Annotated in this window: 22 protein-coding genes; 14 read left to right on the top strand and 8 right to left on the bottom strand. The window is 47.5% G+C overall.

Annotation, left to right across the window (positions count from 1 at the left end; genetic code table 11):
* Positions 1 to 7: 7 nt before the first annotated feature.
* The 6 genes from AB8599_RS20070 to AB8599_RS20045 are packed head-to-tail and all read left to right on the top strand — an operon-like array spanning position 8 to position 6,526.
* Positions 8 to 841 (top strand): carbohydrate ABC transporter permease, encoded by an 834-nt coding sequence (locus AB8599_RS20070; protein ID WP_407333500.1) that lies wholly within the window; start codon positions 8 to 10, stop codon positions 839 to 841.
* Positions 838 to 1,941, top strand: a complete 1,104-nt coding sequence (locus AB8599_RS20065) for an ABC transporter ATP-binding protein (RefSeq protein ID WP_407333499.1) — start codon at positions 838 to 840, stop codon at positions 1,939 to 1,941. The genes AB8599_RS20070 and AB8599_RS20065 overlap by 4 nt, the downstream gene beginning before the upstream one ends.
* Positions 1,934 to 3,334, top strand: coding sequence for a mannitol dehydrogenase family protein (locus tag AB8599_RS20060; protein ID WP_407333498.1), 1,401 nt, complete (start codon positions 1,934 to 1,936; stop codon positions 3,332 to 3,334). Before AB8599_RS20065 ends, AB8599_RS20060 begins: the two co-directional genes overlap by 8 nt.
* On the top strand, positions 3,331 to 4,140 hold the full coding sequence (locus tag AB8599_RS20055) for an L-iditol 2-dehydrogenase (RefSeq protein WP_407333497.1): 810 nt from the start codon (positions 3,331 to 3,333) through the stop codon (positions 4,138 to 4,140). The genes AB8599_RS20060 and AB8599_RS20055 overlap by 4 nt, the downstream gene beginning before the upstream one ends.
* 4 nt (positions 4,141 to 4,144) lie before the next feature.
* Positions 4,145 to 5,620, top strand: coding sequence for a xylulokinase (gene xylB / locus AB8599_RS20050; RefSeq protein ID WP_407333496.1), 1,476 nt, complete (start codon positions 4,145 to 4,147; stop codon positions 5,618 to 5,620).
* A 12-nt stretch (positions 5,621 to 5,632) separates the two neighbouring features.
* Positions 5,633 to 6,526 (top strand): helix-turn-helix domain-containing protein, encoded by an 894-nt coding sequence (locus tag AB8599_RS20045; protein WP_407333495.1) that lies wholly within the window; start codon positions 5,633 to 5,635, stop codon positions 6,524 to 6,526.
* Between the two features lie 58 nt (positions 6,527 to 6,584).
* Here the strand turns inward: AB8599_RS20045 and AB8599_RS20040 are convergent, their stop codons facing one another.
* The 7 genes from AB8599_RS20040 to AB8599_RS20010 form a co-directional block, all read right to left on the bottom strand.
* Positions 6,585 to 6,992 carry a hypothetical protein gene (locus tag AB8599_RS20040; RefSeq protein WP_407334440.1) on the bottom strand — a complete coding sequence of 136 codons (408 nt, stop codon included), beginning with the start codon at positions 6,990 to 6,992 and terminating at the stop codon, positions 6,585 to 6,587.
* A gap of 100 nt (positions 6,993 to 7,092) precedes the next feature.
* Positions 7,093 to 7,851 carry an SDR family oxidoreductase gene (locus tag AB8599_RS20035; protein ID WP_407333494.1) on the bottom strand — a complete coding sequence of 253 codons (759 nt, stop codon included), beginning with the start codon at positions 7,849 to 7,851 and terminating at the stop codon, positions 7,093 to 7,095.
* Positions 7,848 to 8,330 (bottom strand): cupin domain-containing protein, encoded by a 483-nt coding sequence (locus AB8599_RS20030; RefSeq protein ID WP_407333493.1) that lies wholly within the window; start codon positions 8,328 to 8,330, stop codon positions 7,848 to 7,850. Before AB8599_RS20030 ends, AB8599_RS20035 begins: the two co-directional genes overlap by 4 nt.
* Positions 8,331 to 8,517: 187 nt before the next feature.
* Entirely contained in the window at positions 8,518 to 8,859 is a 342-nt protein-coding gene (locus AB8599_RS20025) for a DUF1428 domain-containing protein (protein ID WP_407333492.1), read from the bottom strand.
* A gap of 333 nt (positions 8,860 to 9,192) precedes the next feature.
* Positions 9,193 to 9,609: a BLUF domain-containing protein gene (locus tag AB8599_RS20020; RefSeq protein ID WP_407333491.1), complete on the bottom strand. Its 417-nt coding sequence runs from the start codon at positions 9,607 to 9,609 to the stop codon at positions 9,193 to 9,195.
* 110 nt (positions 9,610 to 9,719) lie between these two features.
* Positions 9,720 to 9,983: a hypothetical protein gene (locus AB8599_RS20015; protein ID WP_407333490.1), complete on the bottom strand. Its 264-nt coding sequence runs from the start codon at positions 9,981 to 9,983 to the stop codon at positions 9,720 to 9,722.
* A gap of 87 nt (positions 9,984 to 10,070) precedes the next feature.
* Positions 10,071 to 10,553 carry a MarR family winged helix-turn-helix transcriptional regulator gene (locus AB8599_RS20010; RefSeq protein ID WP_407333489.1) on the bottom strand — a complete coding sequence of 161 codons (483 nt, stop codon included), beginning with the start codon at positions 10,551 to 10,553 and terminating at the stop codon, positions 10,071 to 10,073.
* Between the two features lie 111 nt (positions 10,554 to 10,664).
* On the opposite strand from AB8599_RS20010, the gene AB8599_RS20005 reads away from it, so the two are divergent.
* The 8 genes from AB8599_RS20005 to AB8599_RS19970 all read left to right on the top strand — a co-directional run bounded on the left by AB8599_RS20005 (position 10,665) and on the right by AB8599_RS19970 (position 17,850).
* On the top strand, positions 10,665 to 11,525 hold the full coding sequence (locus AB8599_RS20005) for a DMT family transporter (RefSeq protein WP_407333488.1): 861 nt from the start codon (positions 10,665 to 10,667) through the stop codon (positions 11,523 to 11,525).
* A 371-nt stretch (positions 11,526 to 11,896) separates the two neighbouring features.
* Positions 11,897 to 12,373 (top strand): GNAT family N-acetyltransferase, encoded by a 477-nt coding sequence (locus tag AB8599_RS20000; RefSeq protein ID WP_407333487.1) that lies wholly within the window; start codon positions 11,897 to 11,899, stop codon positions 12,371 to 12,373.
* A gap of 35 nt (positions 12,374 to 12,408) precedes the next feature.
* Positions 12,409 to 12,891 carry a GNAT family N-acetyltransferase gene (locus AB8599_RS19995; protein ID WP_407333486.1) on the top strand — a complete coding sequence of 161 codons (483 nt, stop codon included), beginning with the start codon at positions 12,409 to 12,411 and terminating at the stop codon, positions 12,889 to 12,891.
* Between the two features lie 451 nt (positions 12,892 to 13,342).
* Complete coding sequence (locus AB8599_RS19990; protein ID WP_407333485.1) at positions 13,343 to 13,837, top strand: ATP-dependent zinc protease; 495 nt, start codon at positions 13,343 to 13,345, stop codon at positions 13,835 to 13,837.
* Between the two features lie 4 nt (positions 13,838 to 13,841).
* Complete coding sequence (rimK, locus tag AB8599_RS19985) at positions 13,842 to 14,750, top strand: 30S ribosomal protein S6--L-glutamate ligase (protein ID WP_407333484.1); 909 nt, start codon at positions 13,842 to 13,844, stop codon at positions 14,748 to 14,750.
* Entirely contained in the window at positions 14,734 to 15,798 is a 1,065-nt protein-coding gene (locus AB8599_RS19980) for a succinylglutamate desuccinylase/aspartoacylase family protein (protein WP_407333483.1), read from the top strand. The genes rimK and AB8599_RS19980 overlap by 17 nt, the downstream gene beginning before the upstream one ends.
* A gap of 212 nt (positions 15,799 to 16,010) precedes the next feature.
* Positions 16,011 to 16,952 carry a lipase family alpha/beta hydrolase gene (locus AB8599_RS19975; protein WP_407333482.1) on the top strand — a complete coding sequence of 314 codons (942 nt, stop codon included), beginning with the start codon at positions 16,011 to 16,013 and terminating at the stop codon, positions 16,950 to 16,952.
* Positions 16,953 to 16,977: 25 nt separating this feature from the next.
* Positions 16,978 to 17,850, top strand: coding sequence for a lipase secretion chaperone (locus AB8599_RS19970; protein ID WP_407333481.1), 873 nt, complete (start codon positions 16,978 to 16,980; stop codon positions 17,848 to 17,850).
* A 51-nt stretch (positions 17,851 to 17,901) separates the two neighbouring features.
* Here AB8599_RS19970 and AB8599_RS19965 read toward each other — a convergent pair whose 3' ends face one another.
* Positions 17,902 to 18,540 (bottom strand): hypothetical protein, encoded by a 639-nt coding sequence (locus tag AB8599_RS19965; RefSeq protein WP_407333480.1) that lies wholly within the window; start codon positions 18,538 to 18,540, stop codon positions 17,902 to 17,904.
* Positions 18,541 to 18,578 lie beyond the last annotated feature (38 nt).

Below are 18,578 nucleotides of genomic sequence, written 5' to 3'. Positions count from 1 at the left end.
AGGCATCATGGCTAAAGACGTTTCACTTATCGATCAAACGGGCTGGCTACGCCCCATCATTTGTTGGGCAATAGCGCTATTGGTGTTCTTCCCCATCTTCATGATGCTGATCACCGCATTCAAAACCGAGCAACAAGCGATCGCCGTACCACCGACGTTCATCTTTGAACCAACCGTGGAAAACTTTGGGATTGTGCAAGAACGCAGTGACTACATGAAGTTTGCTATCAATTCAGTCATCACCGCGTTTGGTTCTACCATTTTGGCATTGATCATTGCCATTCCCGCAGCTTACTCCATGGCGTTTTATCCGCAAAAACGCACCAAAGATATGCTGCTGTGGATGCTATCAACCAAGATGCTGCCCGCCGTTGGTGTGCTTGTTCCGATTTATGTGCTTTGCCAAAAAACGGGATTGCTCGATACGACGTTTGCACTGACGATTATTTATACCCTGATTAACCTGCCAATTGTGGTGTGGATGTTGTTCTCGTACTTCAAGGATATCCCGCGTGACATCCTTGAAGCTGTGCGTCTTGATGGTGCAGATACGCTAGGCGAAATCCGCCACGTGCTATTGCCCTTGTCACTAGGCGGTATTGCATCCACTGCGCTGCTTTCCATCGTACTAAGTTGGAACGAAGCTTTCTGGTCCATCAACCTGACGTCAGCCAACGCGGGAACCTTAGCCACCATGATTTCGACGTATTCCAGTCCAGAAGGCTTGTTCTGGGCGAAGCTGTCTGCGGCCTCTACCCTCGCGTGTGCGCCTATCGTCATTCTTGGTTGGTTCTGTCAAAAACAACTGGTTCAAGGATTAACCTTTGGGGCTGTGAAATGAGTTACTTACAAGTTAAACACTTATACAAGAAATATGGCGAAACACTGGCACTCAAAGACATCGACTTCGAAATTCAAAAAGGAGAATTCGTGGTTTTTGTCGGCCCGTCTGGCTGCGGAAAGTCTACACTGCTCCGCACCATTGCAGGGTTAGAGTCTTCCTCAGGGGGCGACATACACCTTGATGGTGAGTCCATTATCGAAACGCACCCCTCGAAACGTGATGTGGCCATGGTGTTTCAAAGTTATGCGCTCTATCCGCACATGACAGTGAAAGACAACATGTCTTTTGCGTTAAAGCTGGCGAAACGTCCACAACAGGAAATCGAGCAAAAGGTCGGCAAAGTCGCCAAAGCGTTGAAGCTTGATGCACTGCTTGATCGCAAGCCCAAAGCCCTCTCTGGTGGGCAGCGCCAACGTGTCGCTATTGGTCGCGCCATTGTGCGAAATCCGAAAGTTTTTCTGTTCGATGAGCCCTTGTCCAACCTTGATGCCGCGCTGCGCGTCGAAATGCGCATCGAGCTTTCAAGGCTGCACCAAGAACTCCAAAGCACCATGATTTATGTTACCCACGATCAAATCGAAGCCATGACGTTGGCTGACAAAGTGGTGATCATGAGCCAAGGTGAAGTGGCTCAAATCGGCACACCGCTTGAGCTCTATCATCAGCCAGCAAACCGTTTCGTTGCCACCTTCATCGGTACACCGAAAATGAACGTCTTACCCGTCAACAAAGTCACTGACGGAGAAATGCTCGATGTGGCCTTTAATGAAGATGCGCGAATTCGATTGCCCAAAGACACCTATGACGGGCGCGCACTCGCATCGGCAAGCATCGGCTTTCGTCCTGAATCTTTGACCATTTGCACTGCTGATGAAGGTGACATCAAGGGTGATGTCGAAGTCATTGAGCAACTGGGTAGCGAAACACTCACCTATGTTCGCACCTTAAGTGGCGAAACCATCGTTATTCGTGCAGAGCCTAAATTCACGCCTAAGCTACGTGAATCTGTCGGGGTAAAACTGGACCCATCTAAAGTCTATCTATTTGATAGTGAGGGAAAAACCACCAATATTTATGGCGAGGTTAGTCATGTCTAAAAACAATCGTCTTGTCCATTTTGGTATTGGTGCATTCCACCGAGGCCATCAGGCTTATTACTTGAAACTGCTCAATGAGCAGCTTCAAGAAGCCGATCGTTGGTATTACACCGATGTGAACTTACGAGATGACACCCGGCACATACCGGATGCATTGAAAAAGCAGCAAGGCATCTATCACTTCAAGCGCATCGCGCCAGACGGTGCAGCACAATACATTCAGATAGACAGTATCGACCGCGTTGAAGATGCGTCGGCAGACCCGTCTGTGATCGAGCGTATCTTCAATGATAGCGCCGTTAAGGCCCTAACCATTACAGTGACGGAAGCCGGTTATTACCTGACAGACAGCGACGACCTCAATCTCGACAATCACGAGGTGTCACATGACGTCGCTGTCATTCGCCAAGGTAGCGGACAACCTAAGACACTTTTTGGTTACCTTGCTCTCGCCCTGCTGACTCGCAAAAAAATGCATGATGGCGCTATCACGGTCGCCACCTGCGATAACTTGCGCGACAACGGAAAACGCCTTGAAAAAGCCTTCTTTCAGTTTGTTAACGCCGCTGAATTCAACACACTATCAAATTGGATAAGTGACAACGTCACCTTCCCTTGCTCTATGGTGGATAGAATCACACCGGTTCCCCCCCAATCGCTAGCTGCAGAAGTGAAGCAATACACAGGTATTGACGATGCCTGCCCAATCATGGGCGAAGATTTCGAGCAATGGGTCATCGAAGACAAACTCGCGACCGCTTTCCCGCCATTGGAAAAAGTCGGCGTGACGTTCACCAACAAGGTGCATGCGTTTGAAGAAGCAAAAATCCGCATTCTCAATGGCGGCCACTTTCTGCTTTCCTATGTCGGTGCGCTGCGTGGCTATCAAACTTACGATGAGAATGTGCGAGACGCTGAGCTCAACGAATGGCTCAAGCAGTATCATCAAAATGAAGTCATCCCAACGATCTACGATCGCCCGTTTGATTTGGAAGCGTATCGGGAAATCATTATTTCTCGTTTCAGCAATGCTTATATTGCCGACTCTATCGAACGTATCGCAATGGACAGCATCAGCAAATTTCCACAGTTCATTTTGCCAACAGTAAAACTCAATTTAGAGCGAAACCATATACCAACCGCTGCCATGAGGCTTATTGCGCACTGGTATTGCTTTCTGGCGCTCAACATCAGTGGTCGTTTTACATTTAACTATAAAGACCCCTACCTCGCCGCTGCACAACGGTGGATGGAGCACGCTGACCCCATCGATGCCTTCTTGAAAGACCCAAATATCTGGCAGGGGCTCAATCAGCGCTATCCTCTATTTGCTGAATCACTTGCCACGCAAATCATGCAGACATTAGATGAGTATCAGGAGCGCTATCCATGACCCTTTCATTGCAGCAACACGGCAAACCACTACTGGAAGGTAAAGTAGCATTACTGACAGGCGCCAATGGCGGCATTGGTTTAGCGGTAGCTTATGCGTACCTAGCCAGTGGTGCAAAATGTGTGATAGCAGATTTACCCAAAGAACCGTCTGCTGGTCTGTCCGCTTTGATAGACCAATACGGCGACAGCCTTGCTTATCTGCATGCGGACATCACGGATGCTGATTCACGACGCCATATTGTTAGCTCAACCTTATCGCAATTCGGCACCATCGATGTGTTATTTAATAATGCTGCCATCTTCGATATGGGACCGTTGCTGGAAGCCACTGAGGCACAATTCGACAAGCTGTTTGACGTGAATGTGAAAGCCATGTTCTTTCTGATGCAAGATGTCGCCAACGTGATGGTGGAAGCCGGTAACGGTGGCAAGATCATCAATATGGCATCGCAGGCAGGACGCCGCGGCGAAGCGCTCGTCGCCCATTACTGCGCCACCAAGGCCGCCGTGATCAGCTATACCCAATCCGCCGCGTTGGCTTTGGCAGAACACGGTATTACGGTAAACGGCATTTCCCCGGGTGTGGTTGATACCCCCATGTGGGATAACGTTGATGCGCTGTTTGCCAAGTACGAAAACCGCCAACTCGGTGAAAAGAAAAAACTCGTGGGTGAAGAAGTGCCTCTCGGGCGAATGGGCGTGCCCAATGACATCGCTGGCATGGCACTGTTTCTTGCCTCGCCGATTTCCGACTACATCACCGCCCAGACGTATAACGTCGACGGCGGCAACGTGATGAGTTAACGGTATGACAAACTATCTTGGCATTGATATTGGGACATCAGCAGTCAAAGTGCTGCTGGTCGATAATCGGGGGCAGGTGCTTGATAGTCACTCCGAATCATACGGAATCGACTCACCGCAGCCCATATGGAACGAACAGAACCCAAACGTGTGGTGGAACGCGACTGTCCGAGTACTTAAAACGCTGCAAGCAAGAAACGAAGCAGCTTGGCCCCAAGTGGCAGCCATTGGATTATCAGGGCAAATGCACGGCGCGGTTTGCCTTGATGACCAAGGGCAGCCATTGCGTCCCGCTATCTTATGGAATGACGGTCGCGCCTTCCAAGAGAGCGCGACACTCAACCATTTGTGCCCAAATATCGGCCATATAGCAGGCGTACCAGCCATGCCCGGCTTTACTGCCCCCAAGCTACTTTGGTTGCATCAACACGAGCCGGATCTGTTTCGCCAGATCCACAAGGTCATCTTGCCCAAAGACTATGTTCGCCTGCAGCTAACAGGTCAGTATTTTACGGATGTCAGCGATGCCGCTGGCACCCTCTGGCTCGACGAAGCCAAACGAGATTGGGATGATGACATTTTGCAAGCTTGTCACCTGACGCGAGTGCAAATGCCAACGCTGATCGAAGGCAACGATAATAGCGGCTCGTTGTTGGAAAACGTTGCGAAAGAGCTTGGCTTGTCCTCGCTCGTAACGGTTGCAGGAGGTGCAGGAGATGCATCGGCTGGCGGTATTGGCATCGGGGCGATTAACGAAGGCGATGCGTTTTTATCACTCGGTACGTCTGGCCAAATATTCGTCGCTAAAGAACAACATCTCGCTAACCCAGACGCCTACATTCATGCCTTTGCTCACGCACTTCCAAACCGATGGTGTCACATGGCCTGTCTTCTCAATGGCGCTAGCCCACTGCAGTGGTTTTCTTCTATTACATCAACACCGATAACGACCTTGTTAGATGAAGCAGAAAGCGACTATGACATTGAACTGTCAGTCTACTTTCTGCCTTACCTCACAGGTGAACGTACACCCCACAACAACCCTTTTGCCACAGGCAGTTTTCAGGGCGTGACTGGGCATACTCAGCGCAGCGACATGACACAGGCTATTTTGGAAGGTATCGCATTTAGTTTCCGCGATTGCTTACAGGCGCTCAATCAAAGTGATCGACCTTTAACTGCTCTCGGCGCCATTGGCGGCGGCGCAAAAAGCGCATTCTGGCTACAGATATTGGCCGATGTATTGAATGTGCCCATTCACAAATACCAAGGGGCTGAGACAGGCCCTGCAATGGGCGCTGCGAGACTTGCTATATTGAGTCACACTCAGCAAGATATTAAATCGGTCTGTGCACCACCGCCTGTCGAAGCCATCTATCAGCCCAACTCACACAGGCACGATATCTATGTGAATAAGCATGTGCATTTTAGCGATTTATACCAAGCACTATCGCCGACTTATGGCCACACAAGCAGGTAGAGGGACATCCTGATGTCAGTTGCTAAAGATCCGGTTTGGGAATTTATCCAGATTGAAGACAAATCTGTGTTTTATAAGGAACACGGCGTACCACATCACAGTATCCATTGGCATGTTCACGAACAATATGAACTGCACTTGATGGTCAAAACCAATGGCAAAGCCATGATAGGGAATCACCTTGGGCCTTTTTCTCCAGGGCAATTGACCCTCGTAGGCCCTTGGCTACCGCACAATTGGGAAAGTCAGTTAATGCCCGGGGAAACGCACGAACTCAGAGATATGGTGATCCTGTTCAAACCTGATCTTTTCTATACTGCCGCAAAGTCGTTTCCTGAACTTGCTCAACTTGCGCCTTTACTAGAGCAAGCCAAAATGGGCATCGAGTTTTTGAATGTGCCTTTCGATACGGCAGTAGACTATTTTACCAAAGTAAAAGAGAGCGAAGGCGTCACACGCTTGGTCAATTTTCTTTCTTTTATTGATTACCTCAGCCAGCGCAGCACCCGCTTACTCTCTAATATGCCAGCGTCAGAAGTGAAAGATGCCGGCACATTACAAAGCCGAATCAATGAAGTGGTGGACTACGTCATGCAGAATTACCAACAACCGCTTCGATTAAAGACGCTCGCAGACAAACTGGGGATGACAGAATCGTATTTCTCGCGGTTCTTTCATCAATCTTCGGGCCACCGCTTTACCGACTTCGTCAATCGCGTCAGGATACAACGTGCCTGTGTGCTTCTAAGTGAAACGAATAACGCTATCGCTGACATCAGCCAAACCGTCGGCTTTCACAATCTCGCGAACTTTAGCCGCCAATTTCGTCGTATTAACGGTTTAAGCCCGTTGGCTTACCGCAAAAAACACATGGCTTCTACTCGAATATTAAAAGCCAATCGGTGAGATGCACCCGAGTCACCCATTACCCGAGCCACCGATTGAGAGTCATGCTGTATAAATATCAATGACTTCTGTCGAAGCTTTGGATCTGACCGGTTTTCGGCATGTTCGCATTTTCAATTGTATGTTTTTCTACAAATTGGGTCAGAGTTAGACTGGCAGCACAATAACTTTTTTCTTCTTCAAACGCAGCGCGTGCCACGTCAATGCTTTCCTCTGCAATACGCCGCACTTCCTGAGAGTTCTGGCTATTGCTGAACATAATTTGTTGTTGCAAAAGTTGGGCGCGAAGATTGGCACTGCAGACAGGCTCACTGATATTTACCTGCTGTCGTTCATAAAGATTCGGAGAGGGGGCAGTGCTAGCACTAGGCTCATCGGCAAATCCAGCAGAAAAAGCCGATGATACAAACAATGAGACCAGAAGAGCTGCAGAGACACAAAAGGAAGACCGCATAAAGAACAACATCAAACCTATCAACCTGTTAGTTGGTCAAGGATTATTCCATAGATGGGATAGATTGTTGATACCCTCTCTCATTTTTTGAAGCGGGATAATGTAACGAAAGCTATATCCCTCCCGTCGCGTCAATGATGCTACCGGTAATATATGAAGCTTCATCAGACAACAAAAAACAGATTGCTGCGGCAACGTCTTCTGGGGTTCCACCACGTTGCAAAGGAATTCGTGGAGTCAGGCGTGCAACGCGATCCGGCTCGCCACCATCAGCATGAATGTCGGTATAAATTAAACCCGGCCGAACACCGTTCACACGAATGCCCTCAGAAGCGACTTCTTTCGATAAACCAATAGTGAAAGAATCGATGGCTCCTTTGCTTGCCGCATAATCAATGTATTCATTCGGAGAACCCGTGCGTGAAGCACCCGATGATACATTCACCATCGCCCCACCTTTTCCACCACAAGAAAAACTCATGCGTTTAACGGCTTCACGTGCACAAAGTAAACTGCCCGTTACGTTCGCCATTAACACCTTGTTGATTCGATCTGCACTCATGTCCACCAGCTTACTCTGGGTAAACAAAATGCCTGCATTATTGACCAATCGGGTAAGTGGCAAACCTCTTTTATCGATACTACCAAAGAGCGCTAATACATCGTCTTCTTTAGAAATGTCCGCTTGAACTGCAAAAGCACGCCCACCTTGCGCTTCAATATCTGCCACTACTTGTTCGGCTGTGTCTTTCTTTTTGTGGAAATTGACACAGACAACAAACCCCTGCTCCGCAAGTTGCTTCGCCGTCGCTGCGCCAATCCCTCGGCTTGCCCCCGTTACGAGAGCGATTTCTGCAAGCTTTTTGTTCACGACTTCTTCCCTGCGTTTGGAAAATCAATATCCTCAATGTCTACCAATTGCCAAGGGCGACCTTGGTTACGAAAAATACGCTTGTTCAAACGCGGGTAATCCGCTTCATCGTGTGCAAGACGCTGCCCAACCACAATGCATCGCAATGTACTGTCTCCAGTATTGATCATGGTATGCGGTAAACCACCTGCGGGATAACCGATGAAGTCTCCTTCAGAAACTGTGTAGGCCTGTTCAGCGATAGTGACTTCCGCCGTCCCTGACAACACATAGACGCACTCATCTTCAAAATAGTGAACATGGTATTGGGTTGATTCATAGCCAGGCTCAATCTCAATAATATGGAAGCCCAGCCCTGTTAAACCGACAAGGTCGCCCAAAGATTTATTGGTGCGTATTGCATTGGGGTTTAAAAAGTGGGTTTTGGTGGTCCCTTCCATCTCTTCAATGGCGTGCTTTTTAATGATGTAATCACTCATCTTCGGCGTCCTTATTGAATGCAAACACCTGCATGAAGCATTGCATCTGTTCCCATTTTTTCATGATATTTATCAACTCATGCTAAAACACGAAAAATCAGAAACCAAGGATGTCATCAAAATGATTGGGAGGAATGTAACTCAACAAGCTAAAAATGCTAATGACGAAAAAGTTTGTTAGCGTACATCAATGGCATTGAGGAATGAGTGACGGATCAAATTCTATTCGCTCGCCTTCGAGAGATGCGGGATTCATGACGTCATCAAAGCGCGGATCAGAGAGCATTTTCTCCATGCCTTGATCTCGCACTTCACGAGATGGCCAGATAATCCAAGAAAACAAGACAACGGAAGATGATTTTAGGATCCCGGCTTGCGAAGGATGAGCATCTGTTCCTTGATCATCGCAATGCACGACCTTGATCGCCCCATAAGTGCGCATCAAAGGAATAACATCGGTCACTAGACGTTGATATCTCTCTTTGTTTATTGCAGGTAACGCGGCAACTAAGCCATCAACATAAAGCATGATCTATCATCCTCTGCCGTTCAAAATCGCTGATACGACAATCAAAAAGTGCGGCATCTACGATCAAACCACTGACCACGCAAAAAGGAACGAAAGCGATGTGCTATGGCTATATATTAATCTTGTTGCAATGCATCAATATGACGCATAAACGAGAAACACCTCCGTTTTCTGTTTAGCTTTTGATTATGTTACGGAATCACATCAAGGTAGGGAGAGAGATAGATAGAGGTAGAAGTAGAAGTAGAAGTAGAAGTAGAAGTAGAAGTACAAGTACAAGTACAAGTACAAGTACAAGAAAACGTAGAGGCCTTTCTGTTAAATAGGACGTTATTACACAGCGCGACTAAACTGCTCAATCAAGTAAATAATATCTTTACCCATTTCACCAAATTCATCAGCAGACAGTTTACGATCGAGAAAGTCATTGTATCCACGTAATTCTTTCCGATCAAAGTGCTCCAAATTTTTAAAACCCATGGACCAATTTGGGAAAATTCGTTGGGTGATTTCACTGCGGTCAATGACAACAACACGATGGTGTCGATCATCTTGCTCAATTCGATGATAGAGTTTTTCGACAACCTCTTCTTGGCCTTCCAGTATTTGGAAAAAATTCCCTTTGGCATACAACAACAAGCCACTAACATTCTCTTTTTCGTTATTTGAACGCGCTTTGCCTAAAAGCTGCATCAATTTAGACTCCGTAAAATCAACGGTAGCGGCACTGGCGTAGATCAATCGGATCATTCATTCCTCACGTTAGCGTCATTTATGACGCCAATATTCATATCAATGCATAATGAATAACTATATACCCGAACGGGAGAAGATGCCGAATTCTTAGGATAGCAACACGACTAAGGAATGTGTGATTGGAAGATGGACACAGGAATACAGAGATCTTTGCCTGTTTCTTGAAATAGCCGAAACGCAGCCGAAATACGATGACCGCCATCTTGTAGAATATAGGTCTTGCCACAAGCACATCGAATGAGCTGAACCGCCTCTTTTATACCCTCGCCTTGCTTCAAACTTTTGAGCACGGATTGGAAGCGATTGTCTTCGCCTCTCAACCAATGTAAATCCATTTTCACTAACTCACTAACGGGTATCAGTTCCACGCATTCGCCTCCTCAACAGTTCTAGGAAGTATGACGCACTAGAGCCGTCGGTTTAGTCACAATACCTGAGAATATAGAAAAAACGGGCTACTCGTTAGCAACTAGCCATTTTTTCAACAACGCGGCGAGTTGCCCCTGTTCGTCCTCATTGAGTGCAGACAACATTTCGCGTTCATTTTCGACATGTGCTTCCACCACTTTATCTATCAATGAAACACCCAACGGCGTCAGTGTGACTAAGCAGCTGCGCCTATCCGTTTCACTGGCTTGCCTTTCGACATATCCGCGCTTAACCAAGCCATCAACGCGAGTACTCATCGCACCAGATGACAACATCAATGTCTGATAGAGCTCTGTCGGTGTAACAGGCTCTCCCACTCGGCGCAGTGACGCGAGAATATCAAATTCGATATTGCTTAAATCATATTGCTTAAACACATCATCGAGGCGAACTGTCATTAACTGTTTCGCTCGGCCTAAACGGCCAACAATCCCCATCGGCGAGCAGTCTAGATCCGGTCTTTGCGTCTTCCATTGCGCCAGAATAATGTCAACATGGTCCGTTTTCATTTCACCTCCCAATTTATCTTTTGTAAAAGATACTTGATCGATACGCCGAAAGCGAATAGTTTATCTTTTACAAAAGATACTTTTTAACGAAATATTTATCAGGAGCACATCGTGGCGAATTACTTACTTGCAGCACTCGTCCCCATCTTATGGGGCAGCACCTACGCTGCAGTGAGCCTCTTTTTGCACGACCTATCTCCGTTTTGGGTGGCGGTATGGCGTGCACTGCCAGCAGGCTTATTGCTATTGCTACTCAAACCCGGCAGACCCCCTTTGCCTTGGAGCAAGATGACACTGCTCAGCGTATTCAATATTACGGCTTTCTTTCCTTTACTGTTCATTGCGGCCTATCGCCTGCCGGGCTCAGTAGCGGGCACACTAGGCGCAACATTGCCATTACAGCTCATGTTCATACAGTGGTTAGTGGAAGGGAAAAAGCCAGAATTTAGAATGCTACTTCTTGCTCTGATAGGGCTAGGTGGTGTTGTTCTGATTCTTAATCCGAGTGCGGATATTGACCCGATTGGTGCGGCGGCTGCACTCATTGCCACCGCGTTAGTCGCACGATCATCACTATGGTTAAAAAGTTGGCCAGTCACCGATATTTTTCGCCTGACTGCATGGCAATTAACCCTCGGTGGATTAATGCTAGTGCCGATTGCTTTCTTAGTGGAAGGCATGCCTAAGGCACTGACTATGCATGAGCTACCGGGGTTGCTTTGGGTAAGTTTGCTCAACAGTTCATTTGCCTATTGGGCGTTTTCACGATCAATTAAAAGAATTGGTCCGGACTCAATGGCAATGATCAGCATGCTAAACCCTGTCGCAGCAGTCACACTGGGTATAGCCCTCGTTGGCGAAGTCTTAGGACCATATCAATGGCTAGGTATTAGTGTTGTGATGTTCAGCCTGTTGTTGATGGTGAGAATGAAACAGAAAGCCACACGAGCCGCAAAGCTCAAACCCCTCTAACCCTTCTAGCCCTTACTAACCCGAAGACAATTCAGGCCAAGACAAGCAAAGTGCTCTTGACTCTTTGCTTGTCTTGCCGAGTTATCAAACGACACATATTAGTCACACCTATGCAGGCAGATCGCCAAAATATGTGAGCTATATCGTAAGTTCAAACTCATACTGATGCATAAGCCACTTCCTAAAACTTGAATTATTCACCCGAACTTTGACCTAGATAAAGTGAATAACCTCGCCATAAATATGATAAACGGCTATTTATCACCACCCTATAGCGCATGGCATGTCATTTACTCCGAAAACACAAACTTGAACAGCGCCCAAACACAGGGCTAAATGCTGAGTGGTTTCAATTTTAGGAGGAAGCGATCATGGAAATACGCGTAGACGATCTCAGTGGAAAAGAAATTCAAGCACTCCTCCAACAACATCTCAATCGGATGCATGAAATCAGCCCACCTGAAAGTGTTCATGCGCTCGACCTCAGCGGGCTAGCGAGCCCTGATGTAACACTTTGGAGTGCATGGATAGACGGTGAGCTCGCCGGCTGTGGCGCACTCAAGCAAATCAGCCCTTCCCATGGCGAAATCAAGTCCATGCGCACATCGGAGCACTTCCTTCGTCGTGGCGTTGCTGCGAACCTGCTCGCACATATTCTTCAAGAGTCACGCAGACGTCAGTACTCGCGTCTAAGTTTAGAGACGGGCACTGAAACTGAATTTGAACCGGCGCGGAGGCTTTATCAACGCTTTGGTTTCGAAATCTGTGCACCGTTTGCTGATTATGCCGAAGACCCCAACAGCGCTTTTTTCACACGTGCATTGCAGCAATTCAGTCCAGCCCTCTAAACCTGCACCGTCGAACGTTTGATTTAGAAGAGCCTATGAACCATAGAATTGAGATTGTTGACTACCATCCACGTTACACAGAACAAACCGTGAACATGTGGCGAGCGAGTAAAGAAAAAGCCTTAGGCATTCCTGAGGCACACAACCTAGAAGCACATCGCTACTATTTAAACCGTATTCTTGCTGCGACCAACCGGATTTATCTTGCCATTGAGCGCAGAACTGGCCGCGTATTGGGCATGATCGCGGCTGACGACACCTTTATTACCCAACTCTATGTTGCGCTTGGCTCGCAACGACAAGGGATTGGCTCTGCATTGGTTCAGTTGATTAAAGAAACCGCCAGCGGCGATCTGAGGCTGTATACTTTTGAGGTCAATCAAGGCGCACGTCACTTTTGGGAGAAGCATGGTTTCATAGAGCGAGAAGTCGGCCAGCATAATAATGAAGAAGGCTTAGTCGATATCCTTTGCGAATGGCATAATAGGGCGGCTTACCATCATTATCACTATGCCTAGTCACGATGAGTGTTGTGTTTCAGTGTGACTAGGCATATTGGTTGTCTCGTCAGATATGCCCAAAGAACCTCAAGGTGGAGGATTAAGAGCTACACATCATGTGCAAAAATACACACTAAAACCGTCCGTGCGACGCGAACGCTTTTCTGCGCCAGCACCGAAAGGGTAAGCCGCATCCTTTTGATAAATAATATTCATCGTGATAAATGAAAAATTGACTTGTCGACCTTAAGGCAAAGCTGTACCTTGCGCCCTCCTTAGTGCGGTGCTGTCAATGTGGATGCGATAATTGTGCCGCCGGAGCTATAACGATAGTGTTGATTATCCAATCAATTCTTACAAATGTGAGCGGAATATATTCGCAAAGCAACTATCGTTTAGTTGAGTAGTGTCAACGATTGACGCGCTCACTCCATCAGACCGAAACTCACAATCCGGGGCATTGACAGAGATGACTGACAACAACACAACTCAACCGACACGCGTTGAGGACTCAAACCTTACACCCACCAGCGACAAAATGATGGTGGGTTGGCGTGAATGGGTTGGCCTACCTGAGCTAAACATCTCTGCAATTAAAGCAAAAGTGGATACAGGAGCGCGAACGTCTTGCTTACATACGTTCGGCATTGAGGAATACCAAAAAGACGATGAAACATGGGTCAAATTTTGGGTTCACCCTATCCAAGATGACAATGTCACTCAACAACAGTGTCACGCCAAAGTAAAAGACATGCGCACGGTTCGCGATTCTGGTGGTCACGAAACACTCCGCTATGTCATAGAAACACAACTCGTTATTGGCAAATTGCGCTATTTAATTGAGATGACGTTAACAGCACGCGATAACATGATGTTTAGAATGTTATTGGGACGTACCGCAATGGAAGGCCGTTTGCTGGTCGATTCAGAAGCATCATTCATCGTTGAAGCGCCAAAAGGTTAATTTTATGAAAATCGGAATTCTATCTCGAAACGAAAACCTCTACTCCACCCGCCGCCTGATTGAAGCATGTGAGCAACGTGGACACGAATACAAAATCATCGATGCATTGCGCTGCTACATGAACATCAACTCAACACAACCTTCTATTCATATAGCGGGTGAAGACTTGGTTGAATTTGATGCCATTATCCCTCGCATTGGAGCCTCTGTGACTTTCTACGGCTGCGCGGTATTGCGTCAGTTTGAAATGATGGGTATTTACACCGTAAACGACTCCGTGGCGATCTCACGTTCACGTGATAAATTGCGTTCACTGCAATTACTGTCGCGTAAAAACATCGGTATGCCAATCACTGGGTTTGCAAGCAAACCGGGTGACATTAAAGACCTTCTGAGCATGGTTGGCGGTACGCCAGTCGTGATCAAACTATTGGAAGGCACACAAGGTATTGGTGTGGTTTTGGCTGAGACTCGTAAAGCAGCAGAAAGCGTTATCGAAGCTTTCATGGGCTTGAAAGCCAATATCATGGTTCAAGAATACATCAAAGAAGCTGGCGGCGCTGACATCCGCTGTTTCGTTATTGGCGACAAAGTTATTGCAGCCATGAAACGTCAAGCTCTGCCTGGTGAATTCCGTTCGAACCTGCACCGTGGCGGTAGCGCATCACTGATCCGCATCACGCCAACAGAACGTAAAACTGCAGTTGCAGCGGCCAAGGCAATGGGCCTTCATGTTGCAGGTGTAGATTTACTGCGCTCAGAGCGCGGACCTCTGGTAATGGAAGTTAACTCATCACCAGGCTTAGAAGGGATCGAGACAGCTACCGGAAAAGACGTAGCTTCGCTGGTCATTGAACATATAGAGAAAATAGTCTCTGCTCCGAGGACAAGGACACGTGTCAAAAGCCAATAATAAAAATAATGCATTTGAAATTGGCGGGGTCACCATCCCGCCAGGTGAGCGCGCTAGCGTTGAATTTGAAGTCGCCAAGCTTTACACACACTCTCCGCTGTCGGTGACAGCGGAAGTCATTCATGGAAAGAAGCCAGGCCCTGTTTTGATGATTAACGCCGCCATTCATGGCGACGAACTGAATGGCGTTGAAGTCGTTCGTCAGACACTTGAGCGCATCAACCCTGCAACACTAAAAGGGACTCTGATTGCGATCCCTGTTGTCAATGTGTTCGGCTTTATTCACAAATCTCGCTACCTTCCTGATCGTCGCGATCTTAACCGCTGTTTTCCGGGTTCAGAGCGTGGCTCTATTGCTGGTCGAATGGCACACCAAATCTTCGAACAAATTGTTCGTCGATGCTCTTTCATTATCGACCTTCATACCGCGGCTATTTACCGCACAAACTTGCCGCAAATTCGAGCAAACTTGTCTAACGCAGAAACCAATGACATGGCAATAGCATTTGGTACCCCTGTGGTTATCGATGCTGCGCTTCGTGAGGGCTCTTTGCGCTCTGAAGCAGAAAAAATAGGCATTCCCGTCATCACTTATGAAGCCGGTGAAGCGCTGCGTTTCGAACCGTATGCCATTACTGCAGGCGTGAACGGCGTTAAGCGTGTTATGCAGCACCTTGGCATGATTCGTAAGAGCGCGCGAAAGTCAAAAGTTGAGCCTGTTATTGCTCGCGCAACACGTTGGCTACGAGCTGAGTCAGACGGCATTTTGCGTTCGCATGTCTCTCTAGGGCAACGCGTCAGCAAAGGTCAATTGCTTGCCTCGATAAGCAGCCCTGTCGGTAGCGAAGAGATCCAAACCATCGCACCGCTTGGTGGTATCATCATCGGCCAACAAACACTGCCACTGGTCAATGAAGGTGATGCGATTTTCCACATCGCTTACTTCGAAGAACCTGACAAAATGGTAGAACAACAAGTCGAAAATTATCTCGATGAAGTGGTTGATGATTCCAACAACGAAATCAAATGGGGTATTGGCGTCAGTTAATCGCTAGTCACCTCGCGAAGGCTAATCACCTCACGAAGAAAGGAGCGCTACGGCGCTCTTTTTTTTCCAACGCCTTTCTCCCTGCGACCTCGCTCTGCACTTCAACCCGAAAGACTAACAATTCAATAACATCTCAATATTAAGACAAAATTCATGGTTGACTAGTGGTTAATATATAACCCACATCAGAGGACTGACCAGAAGGAATTACCATGAAAGGATTCATGTTGTCATTGTTACTCTTAGCCACCTCGTTTTCCGCATTTGCGGGCTCAACGACGAGCGGGGTGTCTGCCACAGGCTACACCCAAACCAAATACCCCATTGTGCTCGTTCATGGCCTGTTTGGCTTCGACCGAATAGCGGGCGTTGACTATTTCCATGCCATCCCACAAGCATTAACCCGTAGCGGGGCAAAAGTCTTTGTCGCACAGGTTTCAGCGACGAACAGTTCAGAAAAGCGCGGTGAGCAATTATTGCAACAAGTTCGTTGGGTTCTGGCGGTCACAGGCGCTAAAAAGGTTAATCTTATCGGACACAGCCACGGCAGCCCGACAGCAAGATATGTGGCTTCGGTTGCGCCACAATTCGTGGCCTCTGTCACGAGTGTAGGTGGTGTAAACAAAGGATCAGAGTTTGCAGATGTTGTGCGAAAAGCCTTCACACCGGGCTCTGCGGGCGAAACAGTCGCAGTCGGTGCAGCCAAGGCTTTATCTGGCTTGATCAGTTTTTTATCTGGTGGCAGTCAATTGCCCCAAAACCCTTTAGCGTCGCTCGAATCGCTGACCACCAAAGGCTCGTTGGCCTTCAATGCTAAATACCCTGAAGGTATTCCCGCCTCTCGCTGTGGTGAAGGTAGCTACCGCGCCGCCAATGGCGTTTACTATTACTCTTGGTCTGGCACGAGCACTGCTACCAACATTTTTGATTTGAGCGATCCCGTGTTGTTCGTTACCGGGCTTTTCTTCTCTGAGCCAAATGATGGGCTTGTGGGTCGCTGTTCCACCCATTTAGGCCGTGTGATACGCAGTAACTACCGTATGAACCACCTTGATGAGGTTAATCAGCTTTTAGGGTTACACGATCTGTTCGAAACCGACCCTGTCACCATCTATCGCCAGCACGCAAATCGATTAAAGCAACAGGGCTTATAAGCCTTATCAGGGTGAGGACTCACACATGCGAATCTCGTTTACCTCATATAAAATCATTCTGCTTATAGTGGTAGGGCTGATATTTGCTGTATTTATGCATGGTTACACCGTGCATGAGGAAGAAGGGCAAGCACAAGTGCGTTCTCATCTTGGTACTGACGTTGATATCTCGTCAGATAGAGATACTTTTGAATATTTCCTATCCACGCTGGGCGAGCAAGATTTGGCACAAGTGAACCAAGATTATGTCGAGTTTGCAGATACACTCAGTTTTGGTGAACAACAAAAAATCTTGTTTGAGAAGTATCAGGTCTATCGTGACGCCCTATCACAGGTTGCGCCACCAGATTCGCTAGATGGCATTGATTATCTTCACTATATTCATCATCAAAGCATGGCGCTTCAATCACAGCACTTTACTGTAGATGAGCAAAAGCGCTTGTTCTATGAGCAAAATCTGACCCGTGAAATGGCCATCAAAAGATTGGCGTTGGAACTACTCGCATTGGATGAAGACAGCTATCAAGCGCAGTGGCAAGCGGAACTCGACCAGCTACCGCCTGACATGAAAGAGAGCTACCAAAACGCCGCCTTGATTGGGCAATTAAATACGATTCAATCCAGTAATGACGAGAGTAAAACCGATCAGATCCGTGCCCTCATTGGTGAAGAGGCAGCACAACGTTTAGAAATATTCGATGCGCAAGAAGCAACATTTAACCAAACGTTCCAAGATTATCTTGTCGCTCGACAAGCGCTCCTCCGCCAAACGTTTCATTCAGAGAACGAGCAAACGGTCGCGTTGACCGCGTTAAAAGCCACGCATTTCGCTGCTGAAGACATTCGGCGAGTAGAGGCGTTGGAAAACTTAAATGACGAAGAAAACACCGCAAATTAGCGAGGTAGCGAGGTAGCGAAGATTCCCGAAATAACATGCCAACAAGTGTGTTCAACGAAAATATTGAGGAGGGGCGAGTAAGGAGACACGAAATCGCACTTTATCGCCAAAGCGCTCTCGAACATCACGAAGAGCAGATTGAGATTCGTCCACTACTTCAACCGCAACAATCTCATCAAACTCGTCGGTATAGACTCGAAGATTGCCGATATACACGACGTTGTCGTCAACGCGCACCAAAAATTTCAGCGGCTCTGGAAGTGCCAACATGGCATAAGCTGGATCGCCATCATCATCAAACGCACGTTCCAAACCTATCAGCAATTGAGTCTGTTTTGGAACCGCAAAGTAGAACGTGTGCGCCCAATCAGCCAACAAGCCGAGTGAATTGGCCGAAGTCTTGTCTGCACGAATCCAAATCAGCACTCTTTCCCTTTGAAAAGGGACAAAAGTGTCCGTTTCTTTTTTTAGCGAAGCGCCAACCACCGCTGGCAACACGCTGAGTCGCCCGACAACAATCATTTCATCTTCTTTGATCTGAGAAAAGTTCGTTAACGTATCTGTCGTAGGGTAAGAAGGCGAGCAGCCACTTGTCATCATGATCAACAAAAACAACATGGCAACACATGCTGTCTGCTGATAGCGCGAGATATCTCGAAGGCGTAGGGAGAGAAGCTGAAGACTCTTCATGGTTCAAACATAGTACAAATCACGACGTGTGGCGCCGA

It is taken from the genome of Enterovibrio litoreus (assembly GCF_045679545.1).
Classification (GTDB): Bacteria; Pseudomonadota; Gammaproteobacteria; order Enterobacterales; family Vibrionaceae; genus Enterovibrio.
The sequence above is the reverse complement of the archived record's forward strand: the minus strand, read 5'-3'. Positions and strand labels throughout refer to the sequence as shown.